The organism is Porphyrobacter sp. AAP60, assembly GCF_001296025.1.
Taxonomy (GTDB): domain Bacteria; phylum Pseudomonadota; class Alphaproteobacteria; order Sphingomonadales; family Sphingomonadaceae; genus Erythrobacter.
On sequence record NZ_LJHV01000002.1, the window covers coordinates 582089 to 598327 of the forward strand.

A 16239-nucleotide genomic window follows, 5' to 3' on the forward strand; every position below is an offset into this window, starting at 1 on the left:
TCAGGCTGCTTGCTGCATCAAAAACGGGGTATAGAAGCGCTCGATCTCGCCCAGCACCTGATCGGCATCGTCGATGAAATTGGCCATGTTGCGAAACTCGGCCGATCCATGCAGGCCCTTGGTGTACCAGCCCAGATGCTTGCGCGCCATTTTCACACCCGTGTCGCGGCCATAGTGATCGAGCATTCTTTCATAGTGTTCCACCACGAGCCGGTATTGCTCGTCGATACCGGGGGCGGCGCGCGCTTCTCCGCTGCGCCACCAGTGCATGACCTGCCCCAGCAGCCACGGCTTGCCGTAAGCGCCGCGCCCGATCATCAAGCCATCTGCGCCGGATTGTTCGAGCGCCTTGGCAGCATCGTCGATAGTGCAGATATCGCCGTTGACGATGACCGGGACGTTCACGGCTTCCTTCACCTTGCGGACAAAAGCCCAGTCGGCGCTGCCCTTGTACATCTGGTTGCGCGTGCGACCGTGGACAGTGATCATTTGCACGCCAATATCCTCGGCCATCCGTGCCAGATCAGGTGCGTTAAGGCTGTCGTGATCCCAGCCCATCCGCATCTTGACCGTAACAGGAACTTTCACTGCCTTCACGGTGGCTTCCATCAATCGCACCGCCAGCGGCACTTCGCGCATCAACGCACTGCCCGCGAGCTGGCCGACAACCTTGCGCACCGGACAGCCGAAATTGATGTCGATGATCGCTGCGCCATTGCCTTCCTGAAGCTTGGCAGCCTCGGCCATGCTGGCAGGATCGCAACCGACCAGCTGCATCGACACCGGTTCTTCGATCCGGTCCCATGCGGTCTTCTGCAGGCTCTGGCGGGTTTCGCGGATTGCGGCCTCGCTCGCGATCATCTCGGTGACGTTGAGGCCTGATCCATAACGCCTAACCAGTGTGCGGAACGGCATGTCGGTCACGCCCGTCATCGGAGCGAGCAGCACGGGCTCGGCAACTGTGACAGGGCCGATGGCAATGGGCTTGATCGCCGGAGGGGTGGGAAGCGCGGTCATGATGTCGTGTGCCTAATAATTGGGCAGGCGCATAGTGGATTGCCGAAAGCGCGTCCAGACCTTAAGCGAAACCCGCTATGGCAAGCGCCCCCGCCCTTCCTCCCTTTGCCGCCATCGTGGTTGCCGCAGGCAAGGGTCTGCGCGTGGGCGGAAACACACCCAAGCAGTTCCGCGATTGGCGCGGCAAGCCTTTGATCCGCCATTCGGTCGAGGCTTTGCTCGACCAGGGTGCGATTGAAGTCGTGGTGGCTATTCCCGCAGGAGCCGAGGAAGCGGCGGCGGCGGCGCTTGCAGGTATGAATAGTTACCGGCTTGTGACCGGCGGCGAGACCCGGCAGGACTCTGTGCGCAAGGCGCTCGATGCGATGGATGATGGCTCTTGCGCACGGGTGCTCATTCATGACGCGGCCCGTCCAGACTTGCCGCAGCAGGTCACTGAGCTTTTGGTCAATATGCTTGAGGTCTATGCGGGTGCGATCCCGGTGCTGCCAGTGGTAGACAGTATCGCGGTGGCCGATGGCGACCTGATGAGCGGCAAGGCCGACCGCGAGGCGCTGCGCCGGGTACAAACCCCGCAAGCCTTCCGCTTTGACGACATTCTTGCCGCGCATCGTGCGTGGAAAGGCCCAACCGACGCGGGCGACGATGCGCAGGTGCTGTTGGCCAGCAATGGTTCAGTTGCGCTGGTCGATGGCGACGAACGCCTCAAGAAAATCACCTTTGCCGAGGATTTTGCCGACCCCATGACCGCCGCCAATGCCCCGGCTCCCGCTTTCCGCATCGGACAGGGATATGACGTTCACCGGCTGGAAGCGGGGGAGGAATTGTGGCTCGCCGGGGTGCAGGTTCCGCATGACATGGGCCTTTCGGGCCATTCCGATGCCGATGTGGCGCTGCACGCGATCACCGATGCCGTGCTGGGCGCGATAGGTGCGGGCGATATCGGCACACACTTCCCGCCCAGCGATCCGCAATGGCGCGGTGCCCGTTCTGCGCGGTTTCTCGAACACGCAGTCGGGCTCGCCCGCGATGCTGGTTACGAAATAGGCAATGTCGATCTGACCCTGGTCTGCGAGGCCCCCAAAATCGGACCGCACCGCCCTGCCATGCGCGCCGCTGTTGCTCAAATCATGGGCACCGGCGAAGGCGCCGTCAGCATCAAGGCCACGACCACCGAAAAACTCGGCTTTACCGGACGCGGCGAAGGCATTGCCGCCCAGGCCATCGTCCTTCTCACACTTGCACCACAAGGAAGCAGCACATGAACCCTCGTCTGATTGCACCGACCCTTGCCCTTGCCGCCCTTGCCTCTGCGCAAGCTGCGCAGGCCCAGCAGCAGGCCTGCGTGGCCGCTGCCGATCTGGGTGATGCAGTGGTTTACGCCATGCCGATCGCCTATGATGCCGCCCGCACGGCCTGCACCAACCGGCTGACGAGCAATGGTTTTATGGCCACCGGGGGGGAGGATTTCATCGCCACATTCCGCGGCGGTCAGGACAAGGCTTGGCCGGGCGCATTCCGCTTGATCAAGACATTCATGGCCGATGAAGCCAATGCCGGTGGCGGAGCCAATTCGGACATGGGTGCGATGCTCACCGCCTTGCCCGAAGAAGCGCTGCGACCCTTCGTCGACGGACTGGTCGGTCAAATGATCGCGGGCGAGATCAAGGGCGACAGTTGCAGCAAGATCGAGCGCGGGCTGGCACTTATCGCCCCGTTGCCGCCCGAAAACGTCGGTGGCTTGTTCACCTTCATCGCAGAAATGGCCGATCTCAAGAACCCACCCATTTGCGGCGCAGCACCTGCTGCGGTGCAGGCAAAGAAGTAAACCCGATGCCGCTATCCCTCCTGCCTGACGATATCGCCGCGCTCGCCGCCCGTGTGGTCGCCGAAAACACCGCCGCCGGCCGCAAGGTGGTGCTGGCGGAAAGCTGCACGGGCGGGCTGGTGGCTGCGGCATTGACCGAAATCGCCGGATCTTCGGCAGTGCTCGATCGCGGCTTCGTGACCTATTCCAACGAAGCCAAGATGGAAATGCTGGGCGTCGCCAGTGACATCATCGAAACCTTTGGTGCCGTCTCGATTGCCTGCGCCTGGGCGATGGCCAAGGGCGCGCTAGACCGGTCGCGGGCCGATGTTGCTGTGGCTATCAGCGGGGTCGCAGGGCCCGGCGGCGGCACGCCGCACAAGCCGGTTGGCACAGTGGTGTTCGCGCGCGTCACCCGAAACACCGATGGCGAGCCCGAAGGGGAACTCAAATTCTTTGATGGCGGCGAAGGCCCTGATGGCAGAGCCGAGATCCGCCGTCAGGCGACGTTCTGCGCGCTCGAATTGCTGCTGCCGTAAAGCTGCGACGCGCGCTTTTCGAAAGCCTCTACCATCTTGCGGAAGGCCTTGTCGAAATACTGCCCGGCGATCCTCTCGAACAAGCGGTTCTTGAAGGTAAAATCGACGAGGAAATCGATCTCGCAAGTGGTCGCATCGACGGCGCGGAACGTCCAGACATTGTCCAGATCACTCAACGGCCCGTCAAGGTAGTGCACGGCGATCTCGCGCGGGCGGGCCTTGGTGACGCGCGAGGTGAAGCTCTCCCGGATCGCCTTGAAGCCCACCACCATGTCAGCGACCATCTCGGTCTCGGTGTTAGAGCGTACGCGGGTCGCGATGACCCACGGCAAAAACTCGCCATAACGGCCCACATCCGCGACCAGATCGAACATCTGCTCCGCGCTGTAAGGCAGGCGGCGGGTTTCGCGAATACCGGGCATCAGGCGCCAGCCTTGGCTCCGGCGCGGCCATGTTCTTTGGCCAGCTTTTCTTCGCGCGCCTTGCGCATCACCGCAAAATCATCTCCCGCGTGATAGCTCGAACGGGTCAGCGGGGTCGCGGCAACCTGCAGGAAGCCCTTGGCCCGCGCGATCGCACCGTAGGCTGAAAATGCCTTGGGCGTGACAAACTCCTCGACCGTCGCGTGCTTGGGCGTGGGCTGGAGATATTGGCCCATCGTCATGAAATCGACTTCGGCGCAGCGCATGTCATCCATCACCTGATGGACTTCCAATCGCTGTTCGCCCAGCCCCAGCATAATGCCCGATTTGGTGAAGATCAGCGGGTTATGGGCCTTCACCTCTTCAAGTAGCCGCAGCGAGGCATAGTAACGCGCACCGGGGCGGATGCTGGGATAAAGCCGGGGCACCGTTTCGAGGTTGTGGTTATAAACATCCGGCCCGGCCTCGCAGATCATTTCCACCGCGCGGCGCATCTTGCCGCGGAAATCGGGCGTGAGAATCTCGATCGTGGTGTCAGGCGTGTTGCGACGCAGCGCCTCGATCACCTTGACGAACTGCGATGCACCGCCATCGGGCAGATCATCACGATCAACGCTCGTAATGACGATGTGCTGAAGGCCCATCTTGGCCGCGGCGATGGCCGTATTCTCCGGTTCGAACGGATCGACCGCGCGCGGCATCCCGGTCTTGACGTTGCAGAAGGCGCAGGCCCGCGTGCAGACATCGCCGAGGATCATCACCGTGGCGTGTTTCTTCGTCCAGCATTCACCGATATTCGGGCACGCTGCCTCTTCGCACACCGTATTGAGGTTAAGCTCGCGCATCAGACGTCGGGTTTCGTGATAACCTTCGCTGACCGGCGCGCGCACGCGGATCCAGTCCGGCTTGCGCTGGCGGGCGGGCCTGTCTTCGGACGGGACGGGCTGCGGCGTGCTGGCGAGATCGTTCATAGGATGCCATTTAGGCGCGACAGGCCCGTGCCGCAAGCACGCGGCAGCTTGCAATTGCGGCACATGCCATAACAAAAAAGGGGAGCGCCGGATGGTATGTCCGGCGCTCCCCATTGTATGTTTGCTTGATGCAGGATCAGATGCTGGTCGCAGCCGGTGCTGCTGCGGCCATGCCGCCCTGCTGTGCAGCATAGGCGCTCCACAACTTCGCAACCGGGGCACGCACGCCGTCGACCTGCGCCAGACTTTCGCGCGCAGCAGCAGCATCGCCTGCGCCGATCTGGGCAATGCCGAGACGGGTCAACGCAAGATTGCGATCAACACCGGCCATCCCGAGGCTCTTTTCGTAAAAATTGACCGCCTTGGCGTATTCACCATAGCTGAGAAAAGCATCTCCGGCTGCGATCACTGTGCGAAGCTGGGCGTTACCGGCGTTGGCATCTCTTTCCAGCGCAGGAAGCTCCGCACGGTCTCCTGCAATCCGGCCGCTGGCGACTCCCATCTGTTCATCAACATAGGTGTCGGACCCACGGGGGATCGTCCCGTTAGCGCGCGCCTCTTCGATCAAATTCTTCACTTCCATCGGCAGGCGACGGGCATCGGCAGCCTCGATGTAGAAGATGTAATCGTTCTTATCCTTCAGCGTGCCGACCTTCTTGCCGAGCCGCAGCAGATCAAGCATCACCGGGCCGTCGAAGTCGTTGAGGTTACGCGTCAGGTTGACGGCATCACGCCAGTTTTCCGGTTGGGGATTGTCGATCACCCAAGCGGTTGCGAAATCATAGACCTGCGGCACGATTTCATTGGTGTAAGCCACCGACACGCCGCGGCGATACCATTTCTGATCGACCGGCTGACCCTGGGCCTTGCGCTGCGCAATGGCATCGCTGAGATATTTCAGACCTTCGACATTGCGATCTTCGCTGAAATACAGCTCAGCCATGTTCATCTGCAAGTCGGACGTCGTGACGCCTTCTGCGGCATAATTGAGATCGATGGCCTTCTGCAGGTAATTGCGCGCCTTTTCATATTGGTTGAGGCTGGTCGCGACCTGGAATGCCACAAGGTTGAAACGCCCGGCTTCTTCCGGTTTGATCTTGCCGCTGGCGAGCATCATTTCCACGCCCTGAAACTGCAGGGCGTTGTCCTTGGATTTGATCCCGGCGTTGAACAATAACCCACCGGCCGCGATCTGCTCGTCAGGCGAAACTGCAAGCGGAACCAGCGCAGTCAGCTGCGGCTTGAGGCCGGAGACATCGGTTCCTTCCGCCTCTACGGCGGTGCTCACCGGCTGATAGGCCTCAACGAACTCCTTCGAATAGACCGGCTTGGCGGGATCGGCCTTTTCTTCCTTTTTCCGCTTCTGGGCATGGGCTGCATCGGCAAATCCGGGAACCGCCAACACGGCAGTGCCACTGGCCAGAGCGATGGCAAGCGCCAGCTGCCGGGCAAGGCCGGCGTTACGAAGACGGGGCGAAGACAAATTGGTCACTGCATCCTCCAGAACTAACGCAGCGCATGCCTGATCGGCGTTTAACGCTGCCATAACATCTGCCCTCGCCTTTGAACGGCTCGGCCCAGATTTGCAATTGTCGCTAGACGAGCCGTGCTGAACGCCCATTGAATGCCCGCAGGACAATCCGTTCACGATGCGGCATATGTGGAAAAACGCCGCCTGTTCGCGCTGTGTTCGCGGGCAAAGGTGGCGCAAGCGGGCTTGGGGCACTAGATAGGGTCAAAGCAACGGCCTTGCGGGGCCACCGCCACAGCGGCTTTTGAACGCACGCAAAGAACACCAGCAGAAACGGGCCAAGCCTTGAGCGACGACAGCGACATTCTCGATTCCACCGCCCCGGTACCGATGGGCGGATTTGAACGCATCGACATCGTCGATGAAATGAAATCGAGTTATCTCGATTACGCGATGAGCGTGATCGTCTCCCGCGCGTTGCCGGACGTGCGTGACGGGTTGAAGCCGGTTCACCGGCGGATTCTGTTCGCCAGTCAGGAAGGCGGGTTCGTCGCTGGCAAGCCTTACCGCAAGAGCGCCAAGATCGTCGGCGACGTGATGGGTAACTATCACCCGCATGGCGACAGCGCGATTTACGATGCCTTGGCGCGCATGACGCAGCCGTGGTCGATGCGGGTGCCGCTGATCGATGGTCAGGGCAACTTCGGTTCGATGGACCCCGATCCGCCAGCCTCCATGCGTTATACCGAAGCGCGGTTGGCGCGGGTGGCCAACAGTCTGCTCGACGATCTCGACAAGGATACGGTCGATTTCACCGAGAACTATGACGGCAGCCGCAAGGAGCCGACTGTTCTGCCCGCGCGCTTTCCCAACCTGCTGGTCAACGGCGCAGGCGGGATCGCGGTCGGCATGGCGACCAACGTGCCGCCGCACAACCTTGGCGAAGTGATCGACGCTTGCTTTGCCTATATGGACAATCCGGCGATCACATCTGAAGAACTCATCGAATATATCCCCGGCCCCGATTTTCCCACTGCGCCGCTGATCCTCGGTACGCATGGGGCACGTCAGGCCTATACCACCGGGCGGGGGTCGATCCTGATGCGGTGCCGCCACGAGGTGGAATCCACGCGCGGTGCCAAGAGCGAAGGGCGCGAAAGCATCGTCTTCACCTCGATCCCCTATCAGGTCGGCAAGTCCAATCTGGTGGAAAAGATCGCCGAAGCCGCCAAGGAAAAGCGGATCGAGGGCGTTTCCGACATCCGCGACGAATCCTCGCGCGAAGGTGTGCGGGTTGTGATCGATCTGAAGCGCGATGCCACGCCCGAAGTGGTGCTGAACCAGATCTGGCGGCACACCCCGGCGCAATCATCCTTCCCTGCGAACATGCTGGCGATCCGCGGCGGACGGCCCGAAACGCTGCGCCTGCGCGATTTCATCGCCGCCTTCATCACCTTCCGCGAGGAAGTGATCACCCGGCGCACCAAGTTCGAACTCGCCAAGGCACGGGAGCGTGCGCATATCTTGCTCGGCCTCGTGGTGGCGGTGTCGAACCTTGATGAAGTGGTGGCGATGATCCGCAGCGCCCCGAACCCCGCCGAAGCGCGTGCCCGCCTGATGGCCAAGGAATGGCCGATCGGCGACATCGCGCAGTATATCCGGCTGGTCGAGGCGATTGATCCCGATGCCGACCAGGAAGGCGGCACCTATCGCCTGTCCGAAAGACAGGTGCGTGCAATCCTCGAACTGCGCCTCCACCGTCTGACCGCGCTGGGCCGTGACGAAATTGGCGGCGAGCTGAAAACCCTCGCAGTTTCGATCGAGGAATACCTCTCGATCCTGGGTGATCGGGTGAAGCTGTATGGCGTGATGCGCGACGAGCTGGCCGAAATCCGCGCCACTTATGCCACCCCGCGCCTGTCCGAAATCGCGCCGGCCTGGGATGGTCTGGAAGACGAAGACCTGATCGAACGCGAAGAGATGGTCGTTACCGTCACGCATGATGGTTATATCAAACGCACGGCGCTCAACACCTTCCGGGCGCAGGCGCGCGGCGGCAAGGGCCGCAGCGGAATGGCAACCAAAGACGAAGACGCAGTGGTCGAACTGTTCGTCACCAGCACCCACAACCCCGTGCTGTTCTTCACCAACACGGGCCGCGTTTACCGGATGAAGGTGTGGAAGCTGCCCGAAGGCGGGCCGCAGACCAAAGGCCGCCCGATGGTCAATCTGCTGCCGCTGGGCGACGAGGAACGCGTCACCAACGTGCTGCCCCTGCCCGAAGACGAGGCATCATGGGCCAATCTCAACATCGTGTTCGCCACCGAACAGGGCATGGTGCGTCGCAATTCGATGGACGCCTTCACCAATGTGCCGACCGCGGGCAAATACGCGATGGGCTTTGTCGAAGGATCGGGTGACCGGCTGATCGGCGTGCAACTGCTGACCGAAGAACAGCAGATCTTCCTCGCCAGCGATTCGGGCAAGGCGATCCGCTTTGCCGCGACCGATGCGCGCGAAACCAAGAGCCGCACCGGCATCGGCGTGCGGGGCATGAGCCTGAAAAAGGGCGGCAAGGTCGTCAGCATGGCGGTGCTCGATCCCCTCACCGCCGACATGGAAACGCGCGAGGCTTACCTGCGTGCAGCGGCATGGAAGAACAACGACGCGCAAGCCGCCCTGCCCGCCGAACAGGTCGAAGCCATGACCGGTGGCGAGGAGTTCATCCTCACCATCACCGCAAATGGCTATGGCAAGATCTCCTCTGCCTATGAATACCGCACCACATCACGCGGCGGCCAGGGTATCACCAATATCGGAACGCCGGAAAGCAACCCGGAACGCAACGGCCCGGTGGTGGCAAGCTTCCCGGTCAAGCACGGATCGCAGCTGATGCTGGTGACCGATCAGGCCAAGCTGATCCGGCTCGACATCGATTTCCGCCACATGGTGGAAGGCGGGTTTGAGAGCCTCAAGGGCTTCTCTATCTCCGGACGCAGTTCGTCGGGGGTGCGCATCTTCGATGTCGCCAAGGGCGAACACATCGTTGGCGCGGCACTGATCGACGAGACCGAAGAGCCGGAAAATCCAGCGGAAGAAGCTATCGCAGCCGAATTGAACAACACGGCGAACGCGAGCGAGCCGCCCCTCAGCTGACAGCCAATCGCGAATGGTGATCAAAAAACGGGCAGTCGATCAACAAGTCGGCTGCCCGTTTTCCATGTGCCTAAAAAAGCAGCAATCGCTACCTGACGGGCTGCTCGCCTCTCAAGCATTGCACGATGCCGGTCGCGATCATCACCTGCCCGGCGAAGTAAAGCGGCCAGATCAGAAGATCGGGCAGCGGCGCGAAATCAAAAGTGCCTAGCTGTGAGAAAATCAGCCAGTCACTCACCACGAACAGCACTGCCCCGGTGCCGACACGATAGCGCGGATAGTGGCTCATCCACGCCGCCGCCGCCATCGCTCCCAAGAAACCGGCGTAAAGTGCGACCTGCAACTGTTGGCCGCTGAGGATATAACTAACCAGCGGCGTGCCTATCAGCAGCGCTAACCCGATCATTTTCTGCACTGGCGAAGGGCGGGCGTGGCGGTTGCGCAGATACAGCGCCACAGCAAAACAGTGGGCTGCGGTGAAAAACGCTCCGCCGACAAGAAAATCCAATTCGATGGCGACATCGCCTGCCGCTGCCAGCGTCAGTGCGCCAATCAATAGCAACCCGTCGAGCCCCCGCTTGCCGCGCGGAACCCGGGCCTGCGCGTAGACCGCGAGCAGACCCACCGAAGCACCTTTGGCAAGCAAACCCCAGGTACCCTCGCCCACCGGATTATCGCGCAGAAAATAAAACGCGATCGCCGCCGCGATACTCGCCAGCAGCCATGGTCTTTGTTCGATCAGCGCCTGTTTCGCCATTGCCTGCCTGTCCTCGTTTCAGCCGTTGGGCTTGCAGGCGCGCTAACACGCAATTACGTGCCCTGCCATGACCGCAATTGCGACTATGCACGATGTGCACATTATCGGAGGCGGCCTCGCCGGGAGCGAGGCGGCGTGGCAGCTGGCGCAGCGAGGCTTGCGCGTGCGCCTGTCCGAGATGCGCGGCGGCGGGGACATGACCCCGGCGCACCAGACCGATGGCCTGGCCGAAATGGTGTGTTCCAACTCCTTCCGCTCGGATGATGACACCAAGAACGCAGTCGGCCTGCTGCATCATGAAATGCGGATGCTGGACAGTCTGATCATGCGCGCGGGCGAAGTGGCGCGGGTGCCTGCTGGCAGCGCCATGGCGGTAGACCGCGACGTATTCTCGGCCGAGGTGGAAAAGGCGCTTGCCAGCCACCCCAATGTCACAATCGTGCGCGAGCGGGTGGATGCCCTGCCCGCTGCCGGTCTGACCATCGTTGCTACCGGGCCGCTGACGGCCGAAGCGCTGGCGGGCAGCATTGTGCGCGCCACAGGAGCCGAACGGCTTGCGTTCTTCGATGCCATTGCCCCGATCATCCACCACGACAGCATCGACATGAGCAAATGTTGGGTCCAGTCGCGCTGGAACAAGACCAACGCCGCATCGAACGAAGGAGGCGATTACATCAATTGCCCGATGGACGAGGCGCAATACCGGGCTTTCGTGCAAGGGCTGCTCGAAGGCGAAAAGTCCGAATTCAAGCAGTGGGAGAAGGACACGCCCTATTTCGATGGCTGTATGCCGATCGAGGTAATGGCCGAGCGCGGGTGGGAAACCTTACGCTATGGCCCGATGAAGGGTGTCGGGCTGGACAACCCTTTCGATACCACACCTGAATTTCCGCAGGGGCGGTGGCCTTATGCCGTGGTGCAGCTGCGGCAGGACAATAAGCTGGGCACGCTGTGGAATATGGTCGGTTTCCAGACCAAGCTGAAATATGCTGCGCAAGTGGAACTGTTCCGCACCATTCCGGGGCTGGAAAACGCCGAATTCGCGCGGCTTGGCGGGCTGCACCGCAACACCTTCCTCAATTCGCCGGAGGTCTTGGACCGCCAGTTGCGCCTGAAAGCCGCGCCGCATATCCGCTTTGCAGGTCAGGTGACGGGCTGTGAAGGGTACGTAGAAAGCGCGGCAATCGGGCTGGTGGCCGGCATGATGGCCGCGGCCGAATTGGCAGGTCGCGAATGGCAGCCCCTCCCCGCGACGACTGCGCTCGGCGCCTTGCTCAGCCACATCACCGGCGATGCCGCAGCCGAGACATTTCAACCGATGAACGTCAATTTCGGCCTGTTTCCCCCCTTGCACGATGTCGGCAAGAAGGTGCGCAAAGAAGCCTACACCTCACGTGCCAAGGATGATCTGGCCCGCTGGATCGCCGATACACGCGAGGCTGTTCCCGTTTAAGGGCGCGGTCAGCACTTGCAGGCAGGCTTTTTCGCCGCTGGCTTGGGTGCAGTGGCGGCGAATTCGCGTGGAGTCAGCCGTTCATTGCCATCAACATCGGCCGCTTCGAACCTTTCCACTGTAGTGACCGCCCATTCTTCAAAGGTGAGCAGGTTGTTTCCGTCTTTGTCCAGTTTGCGGAAGGCATCAGTGCGGGTCGACAGCATTTCGTTGCGCGTGATCAGCCGGTCACGGTTGCGATCATAGCGGAAGAAGCGCTGTTCTTCGCGGCTGAGTTCGCTCACTTCGGGAGGGGCCGGGCCTTGCAGATCGCCGGGATCAGCCATCGGCAGGGCATCGGGATCAAGCACCGGCGCCTCGACAGGCGGCGGCGGCGGTGCGCTGCTTTCGATCTCGGCGCGGCCTTGCCACCACACCACACCAACTCCGGCAAGCGCGAGCCCGCCGATCACACCCAGAACTGCCTGTCGCAACGGTCTGCCCCCTGTTGCTGCACTCACCTGGTAAATATACCTAATCAGGTCAGAAAGATAGCCGCTCTCATCGCAATCAGCGGCGCACCCCTGCCCTCCATCATCGGACGTCCGCCACGCTGCAAGCTGCGCACGGCCAGAGCATTCAGCACCGCTAACCCGCGCAAAGGGCGCGGCATCCGTCCTCGCGGTGCACTGCGCCCCAACCCGGCATCGATCAGCATTGCCCGCTCACCAGCGTCCGAAACGCTGCCCGCAGCATCGGCCAATGCCCAGCGAAACCCTGCAGCCGCGACCATTTCTGCTTCTGCTGGACGAAGATCACCGTCCAAAGCCCCGAAGATGGCTGACCGCTGCGCTCCGAACCCCTCGATTGCGTCCCGATCGAGCTGATCGGCGGTAACAAGCACCTCCCACCCGTCCACCATTGTCGCCAGCGCAGCTTCGCGGCCGGCCCATTCGGCGCTGATAGCGTCGAGCACCACATCCCCGCGCGGGCGATCTGCGACAGGCTTTCCCAGCGCATCACGCCACCACGCCAACCGCATCTGGCCCAGCATCGGCTCGGTCGTACGGGCCACAATCCTGGCGAGCCGCCGGTCGAGCTGGAACGCAGCAGCCATTGGCCCGCGCACCGCTGGCGGGCTCCAGGCCAGAGCGAGATCAGCCTCAGGTGGCAAAGGATCAGAGCTATCGAAAGGCATCATTCCCGCGGCCTACCGCTGTGGGTTCATGCTTGGCAAGCAAACTGTCTCCGAACGGGACGCAAGGCCGTAATCCAGCCCTGAGGGCAGGTTTAACCCTTTGCTAACCATGGTTCTTCGTATTCCGATTACCAGAGTGGATTATGGCCGACGGGTGCAACTGGAATTCCTGCGCCATTTTTGCGCGGGATGTCGGGGAAGGATATGCATCCGATGGAACGAAAGACACCGGCAAGAAGGCCGTTTCTGCGTTCGCTGCTGTGCGATACAGCCGCGAATACCATTGCGATCTCCGCTGCGGCAATGTTCCCGTTGCTGGCCATGGTGGGCGGCGGCGTTGACGCCAGTCGTTATTATATGACCGCAGCGCGCATGCAGGCAGCCTGCGATGCGGGCGCACTGGCAGCGCGCCGGGCAATGGTCGATGACAACTTCACTTCGGAACACCGGACAATCGGCCTGAATTTCTTCGACCAGAACTTCGACGACGGGATCTTCGGAAGCGAAGAACGCGTACGCGATTACACCAGTGATGGCGAAGGCGTTGTCACCGGCACCGCAAGCGCCACCCTGCCCACCACGATCATGGGGGCATTCGGCTTCGGCGATTTCGACCTTTCGGTGACTTGCAGCGCCGAAATCAACATTTCCAATACCGACATCGTATTCGTGCTCGACGTGACCGGGTCGATGAACTGCCCCGATAACAACATTGCGGGCTGCACGAACGGCAACAACAACAACGTAGAGGCTTCAAACTCGCTGATTGTCGGCCTGCGCGACGCGGTGATGAGCTTTTACGACACCGTTGAATCCGCGACTTCGGCTGCCGCACAAGTCCGTTACGGACTGGTGCCTTACGCCCACACCATCAACGTAGGCTTTGATCTGCCGCGCCAGTATCTGGCGGATACGCATTCCTATCAATCGCGCGTGCCGCGGTTCCAGAACGTGCAGCAATGGCAGACCCGTTCCAATCAGGTGGAATGGGTGCCGCGCTTCACGAGCAATTTCGGTTCGGGCAACACGGACCATTACCGGTTCAACAATTCTTCTTGGAGCGTGTTCACGGCTGACTCCACAGACCGCTCGCGTTGTCTCAACATGAACGGGGTTACCTATTCGGTTGGTGCTGAGCGCTGGAGAGTGTCTAACCCGGAATATCGCCTCAACGTCTGGTCTGGCGGCAGCTCGAGCGCCCGTGCGGGGTGCCGCGCAACAGTGCGCAAGCAGGAGCAGGTCACAGTCAACCAGTTCCAGGATTACGTCTATTGCAGCGTAACACCGGGCGCGACCGGCAATTGCGGTGTGAACAACCCTGCGGGCAGCCCGGTGGGATGGGAAACCGTCAACCTCAGCTCGCTTTACAACACCAGAACCATACAGATGCCCACCGGCACTAATGGCGCCATGCAAACGTTGACCTGGGATGGCTGCATCGAAGAAGCGAACACGGTGAACACTGGCAACTTCAGCCCGGTGCCAGCCAATGCCTTCGATCTGAACATCAATCTTGTTCCCACAAACGAGGCACAGAAGTGGAAGCCGCAGTTGAACAATGCCATCTGGCGGCGTTTCAACGGCAGCGGCCAGGCCACCACTGCAAACATTGCCAGCGGCGATAACAACAACTGGCGGCCGTTCACCCATTGTGTCCGTGAAGCCCGCAAGCTGGACGAGTGGACCCGCGTCGACCTTCGGGCATATGTGGATTCACTGGTAGCCTTCGGGGGCACCTATCACGATCTCGGCATGATCTGGGGTGCGCGCTATATTTCGCCGCGCGGCATTTTCCGCTCCGAAAACGAAGCCGCACCCAATGGCGATGCCATCGCACGGCACATCGTGTTTATGACCGACGGGGCACTTGCTCCCAACGCTTCGGTCTATTCGTCCTATGGTGTCGAGCCTTGGGACCGGCGCATTACGACTGATGGTTCCACGGGCCTCAATGATCGCCATGAAGCGCGTTTTCAGGTCGCATGCCGTGCTGCCCGCCAGGAAAACATCACGGTCTGGGTGGTCGCCTTCGGCACCGAACTGACACCGGAACTGACCAGCTGCGCCTCTCCCGGCCGTGCCTATCAGGCCAGCAATAACGCCGCGCTTACCAGTGCTTTCCAGGAGATTGCGCAGAAGATCGCAGCATTGAGGTTGACCCAATGATCGGCCGCCTACACCTTCGCCGCCTTGCGCCGCGCCACCTGTCGCACGACAGCAGCGGCGTCACACTGGTCGAGTTTGCCTTTGTCGCGCCGGTTCTGATCCTGATCGTGATGGGCATTTTCGACATGGCACACACGCAATATACCAGTTCACTGCTGCACGGGACGATGCAGAAGGCCGGGCGCGACCTGACGCTGGAGAATGCCGGTAGCCGCCAAGCCGCGATTGATGCGCGGGTACGGGCGCAGATATTGAACGTTGTTCCGCCTAGTGCGACGATCACGTTTGAACGGCTTTCGCACTTTGATTTCAGCGACATCGGTGAAGCCGAAGAGTTCACCGACGAGAACGGCGACGGCGTCTGCAACAACAACGAAGTATACGTTGATGCCAATTCCAACGGACAATGGGATGCAAACCGCGGAGAAAGCGGGATCGGCGGCGCACGCGATGCCGTGCTTTACACCGCCAATGTCAGCTATCGCCGCTTGTTCCCGATGTACGGGTTGGCCGGGATGCCGGAAAACGTAAATCTGAGCGCTTCGACCGTGCTGCGCAACCAGCCTTTCGATGAACAGGATCGTTCGACAGATACCGGGAACTGCCCATGACTGTTGCAATGCGAAACCCGTTCCGCATTCCGGGCCGCCGCTTTGCGCGCAAATTGGCGCACAACAAATCTGGCGTTGCGATGGTGGAGTTTGCCTTCACCGCTCCGCTCATTCTCGCCATGGGAATGATAGGGACGGATACCGCATTTTATGTGATCACTCACATGCAGGTAAGCCAGGTTGCGATGCAAATCGCCGACGGAACCTCGCGCATAGGTGAACAGGACGTGCTGATCGAACGCAAGGTGTTTGAACGCGACGTCAACGAAGCCTTTGTCGGCACGGAAAAGCTGGGTGACAACATCCGTATTTTCGAACGCGGCCGGGTGATTGTTTCCAGCCTGCAGCGAAATGACGACGGCGGGCAATGGATCGCCTGGCAACGGTGCCGCGGTGCCAAGGTGCACAATTCGTCCTACGGTTTCGAAGACGATGGCAAAACCGGCACCAGTTTTCCCGGCATGGGCGAAACCGGACGGGAAATCACCGCAGCCCAGGGCACAGCGGTAATGTTCGTCGAGGTTTCGTATGACTACGAATCACTGACCCCGTTCGGAGTCTTTGAAGGCAAAACGATCAACTACACCGCCGCCTTCAACGTGCGTGATTCCCGCGACCTGACCCGGATACACGAAGGCGGCCCTCCGGCCAGCTGCGCCACCTATTCGGCAGCCCGCCCGGTCTGATAACAG

Annotated in this window: 15 protein-coding genes; 9 read left to right on the forward strand and 6 right to left on the reverse strand. The window is 61.1% G+C overall.

The features are described 5' to 3' along the window. A complete protein-coding gene (gene dusB, locus IP79_RS03345; protein ID WP_054117797.1) occupies positions 1-1017 on the reverse strand; it encodes a tRNA dihydrouridine synthase DusB in 1017 nt (338 codons plus the stop codon). A 77-nt stretch (positions 1018-1094) separates the two neighbouring features. Here dusB and IP79_RS03350 point away from each other — a divergent pair, with 77 nt between their 5' ends. Genes IP79_RS03350 through IP79_RS03360 form a run of 3 tightly spaced genes read left to right on the forward strand, consistent with a single transcriptional unit; the run spans position 1095 to position 3363 of the window. Next, a complete protein-coding gene (locus IP79_RS03350) occupies positions 1095-2282 on the forward strand; it encodes a bifunctional 2-C-methyl-D-erythritol 4-phosphate cytidylyltransferase/2-C-methyl-D-erythritol 2,4-cyclodiphosphate synthase (protein WP_054117798.1) in 1188 nt (395 codons plus the stop codon). Next, entirely contained in the window at positions 2279-2845 is a 567-nt protein-coding gene (locus IP79_RS03355) for a hypothetical protein (protein WP_054117799.1), read from the forward strand. The genes IP79_RS03350 and IP79_RS03355 overlap by 4 nt, the downstream gene beginning before the upstream one ends. Positions 2846-2850: 5 nt before the next feature. Further along, positions 2851-3363 (forward strand): CinA family protein, encoded by a 513-nt coding sequence (locus IP79_RS03360; protein WP_054117800.1) that lies wholly within the window; start codon positions 2851-2853, stop codon positions 3361-3363. Here the strand turns inward: IP79_RS03360 and IP79_RS03365 are convergent. The 3 genes from IP79_RS03365 to IP79_RS03375 all read right to left on the reverse strand — a co-directional run bounded on the left by IP79_RS03365 (position 3324) and on the right by IP79_RS03375 (position 6248). Beyond that, entirely contained in the window at positions 3324-3785 is a 462-nt protein-coding gene (locus IP79_RS03365; protein ID WP_054117801.1) for a type II toxin-antitoxin system RatA family toxin, read from the reverse strand. The genes IP79_RS03360 and IP79_RS03365 overlap by 40 nt on opposite strands. Then, entirely contained in the window at positions 3785-4756 is a 972-nt protein-coding gene (lipA, locus tag IP79_RS03370) for a lipoyl synthase (protein ID WP_054117802.1), read from the reverse strand. Before lipA ends, IP79_RS03365 begins: the two co-directional genes overlap by 1 nt. Before the next feature lie 136 nt (positions 4757-4892). Beyond that, complete coding sequence (locus IP79_RS03375) at positions 4893-6248, reverse strand: hypothetical protein (protein ID WP_197273719.1); 1356 nt, start codon at positions 6246-6248, stop codon at positions 4893-4895. Between the two features lie 324 nt (positions 6249-6572). Between IP79_RS03375 and gyrA the strand changes: the two genes are divergently transcribed. Continuing rightward, a complete protein-coding gene (gene gyrA / locus IP79_RS03380) occupies positions 6573-9383 on the forward strand; it encodes a DNA gyrase subunit A (RefSeq protein ID WP_054117804.1) in 2811 nt (936 codons plus the stop codon). Between the two features lie 88 nt (positions 9384-9471). Here gyrA and IP79_RS03385 read toward each other — a convergent pair whose 3' ends face one another. After that, the gene (locus tag IP79_RS03385) at positions 9472-10140 is read right to left on the reverse strand and encodes a lysoplasmalogenase family protein (RefSeq protein ID WP_054117805.1); all 669 of its coding nucleotides are present in this window, start codon (positions 10138-10140) and stop codon (positions 9472-9474) included. A 67-nt stretch (positions 10141-10207) separates the two neighbouring features. On the opposite strand from IP79_RS03385, the gene trmFO reads away from it, so the two are divergent. Both trmFO and IP79_RS15900 read left to right on the forward strand, forming a co-directional pair. Next, positions 10208-11593, forward strand: a complete 1386-nt coding sequence (trmFO, locus tag IP79_RS03390; protein ID WP_054117806.1) for a methylenetetrahydrofolate--tRNA-(uracil(54)-C(5))-methyltransferase (FADH(2)-oxidizing) TrmFO — start codon at positions 10208-10210, stop codon at positions 11591-11593. Between the two features lie 51 nt (positions 11594-11644). Then, positions 11645-11839, forward strand: a complete 195-nt coding sequence (locus tag IP79_RS15900; protein ID WP_197273720.1) for a hypothetical protein — start codon at positions 11645-11647, stop codon at positions 11837-11839. A gap of 271 nt (positions 11840-12110) precedes the next feature. Here IP79_RS15900 and IP79_RS03400 read toward each other — a convergent pair whose 3' ends face one another. Next, positions 12111-12773 carry a squalene/phytoene synthase family protein gene (locus IP79_RS03400; RefSeq protein WP_156318059.1) on the reverse strand — a complete coding sequence of 221 codons (663 nt, stop codon included), beginning with the start codon at positions 12771-12773 and terminating at the stop codon, positions 12111-12113. A 210-nt stretch (positions 12774-12983) separates the two neighbouring features. On the opposite strand from IP79_RS03400, the gene IP79_RS03405 reads away from it, so the two are divergent. The 3 genes from IP79_RS03405 to IP79_RS03415 are packed head-to-tail and all read left to right on the forward strand — an operon-like array spanning position 12984 to position 16233. After that, on the forward strand, positions 12984-14936 hold the full coding sequence (locus IP79_RS03405) for a pilus assembly protein TadG-related protein (RefSeq protein ID WP_197273721.1): 1953 nt from the start codon (positions 12984-12986) through the stop codon (positions 14934-14936). Continuing rightward, the gene (locus tag IP79_RS03410) at positions 14933-15547 is read left to right on the forward strand and encodes a TadE/TadG family type IV pilus assembly protein (RefSeq protein ID WP_054117810.1); all 615 of its coding nucleotides are present in this window, start codon (positions 14933-14935) and stop codon (positions 15545-15547) included. The genes IP79_RS03405 and IP79_RS03410 overlap by 4 nt, the downstream gene beginning before the upstream one ends. Beyond that, positions 15544-16233 (forward strand): TadE/TadG family type IV pilus assembly protein, encoded by a 690-nt coding sequence (locus IP79_RS03415; protein ID WP_054117811.1) that lies wholly within the window; start codon positions 15544-15546, stop codon positions 16231-16233. The genes IP79_RS03410 and IP79_RS03415 overlap by 4 nt, the downstream gene beginning before the upstream one ends. The last annotated feature ends 6 nt before the right edge of the window (positions 16234-16239 follow it).

Excerpts from the sequence above, each read along its gene's own strand:
- IP79_RS03365 (WP_054117801.1), bottom strand. The coding sequence starts at position 3,785 with ATGCCCGGTATTCGCGAAACCCGCCGCCTGCCTTACAGCGCGGAGCAG.
- IP79_RS03400 (WP_156318059.1), bottom strand. The coding sequence starts at position 12,773 with ATGATGCCTTTCGATAGCTCTGATCCTTTGCCACCTGAGGCTGATCTC.
- IP79_RS03410 (WP_054117810.1), top strand. The coding sequence starts at position 14,933 with ATGATCGGCCGCCTACACCTTCGCCGCCTTGCGCCGCGCCACCTGTCG.
- dusB (WP_054117797.1), bottom strand. The coding sequence starts at position 1,017 with ATGACCGCGCTTCCCACCCCTCCGGCGATCAAGCCCATTGCCATCGGC.
- IP79_RS03350 (WP_054117798.1), top strand. The coding sequence starts at position 1,095 with ATGGCAAGCGCCCCCGCCCTTCCTCCCTTTGCCGCCATCGTGGTTGCC.
- IP79_RS03360 (WP_054117800.1), top strand. The coding sequence starts at position 2,851 with ATGCCGCTATCCCTCCTGCCTGACGATATCGCCGCGCTCGCCGCCCGT.
- IP79_RS03385 (WP_054117805.1), bottom strand. The coding sequence starts at position 10,140 with ATGGCGAAACAGGCGCTGATCGAACAAAGACCATGGCTGCTGGCGAGT.
- IP79_RS03405 (WP_197273721.1), top strand. The coding sequence starts at position 12,984 with ATGGAACGAAAGACACCGGCAAGAAGGCCGTTTCTGCGTTCGCTGCTG.
- IP79_RS03415 (WP_054117811.1), top strand. The coding sequence starts at position 15,544 with ATGACTGTTGCAATGCGAAACCCGTTCCGCATTCCGGGCCGCCGCTTT.
- IP79_RS03355 (WP_054117799.1), top strand. The coding sequence starts at position 2,279 with ATGAACCCTCGTCTGATTGCACCGACCCTTGCCCTTGCCGCCCTTGCC.
- lipA (WP_054117802.1), bottom strand. The coding sequence starts at position 4,756 with ATGAACGATCTCGCCAGCACGCCGCAGCCCGTCCCGTCCGAAGACAGG.
- trmFO (WP_054117806.1), top strand. The coding sequence starts at position 10,208 with ATGACCGCAATTGCGACTATGCACGATGTGCACATTATCGGAGGCGGC.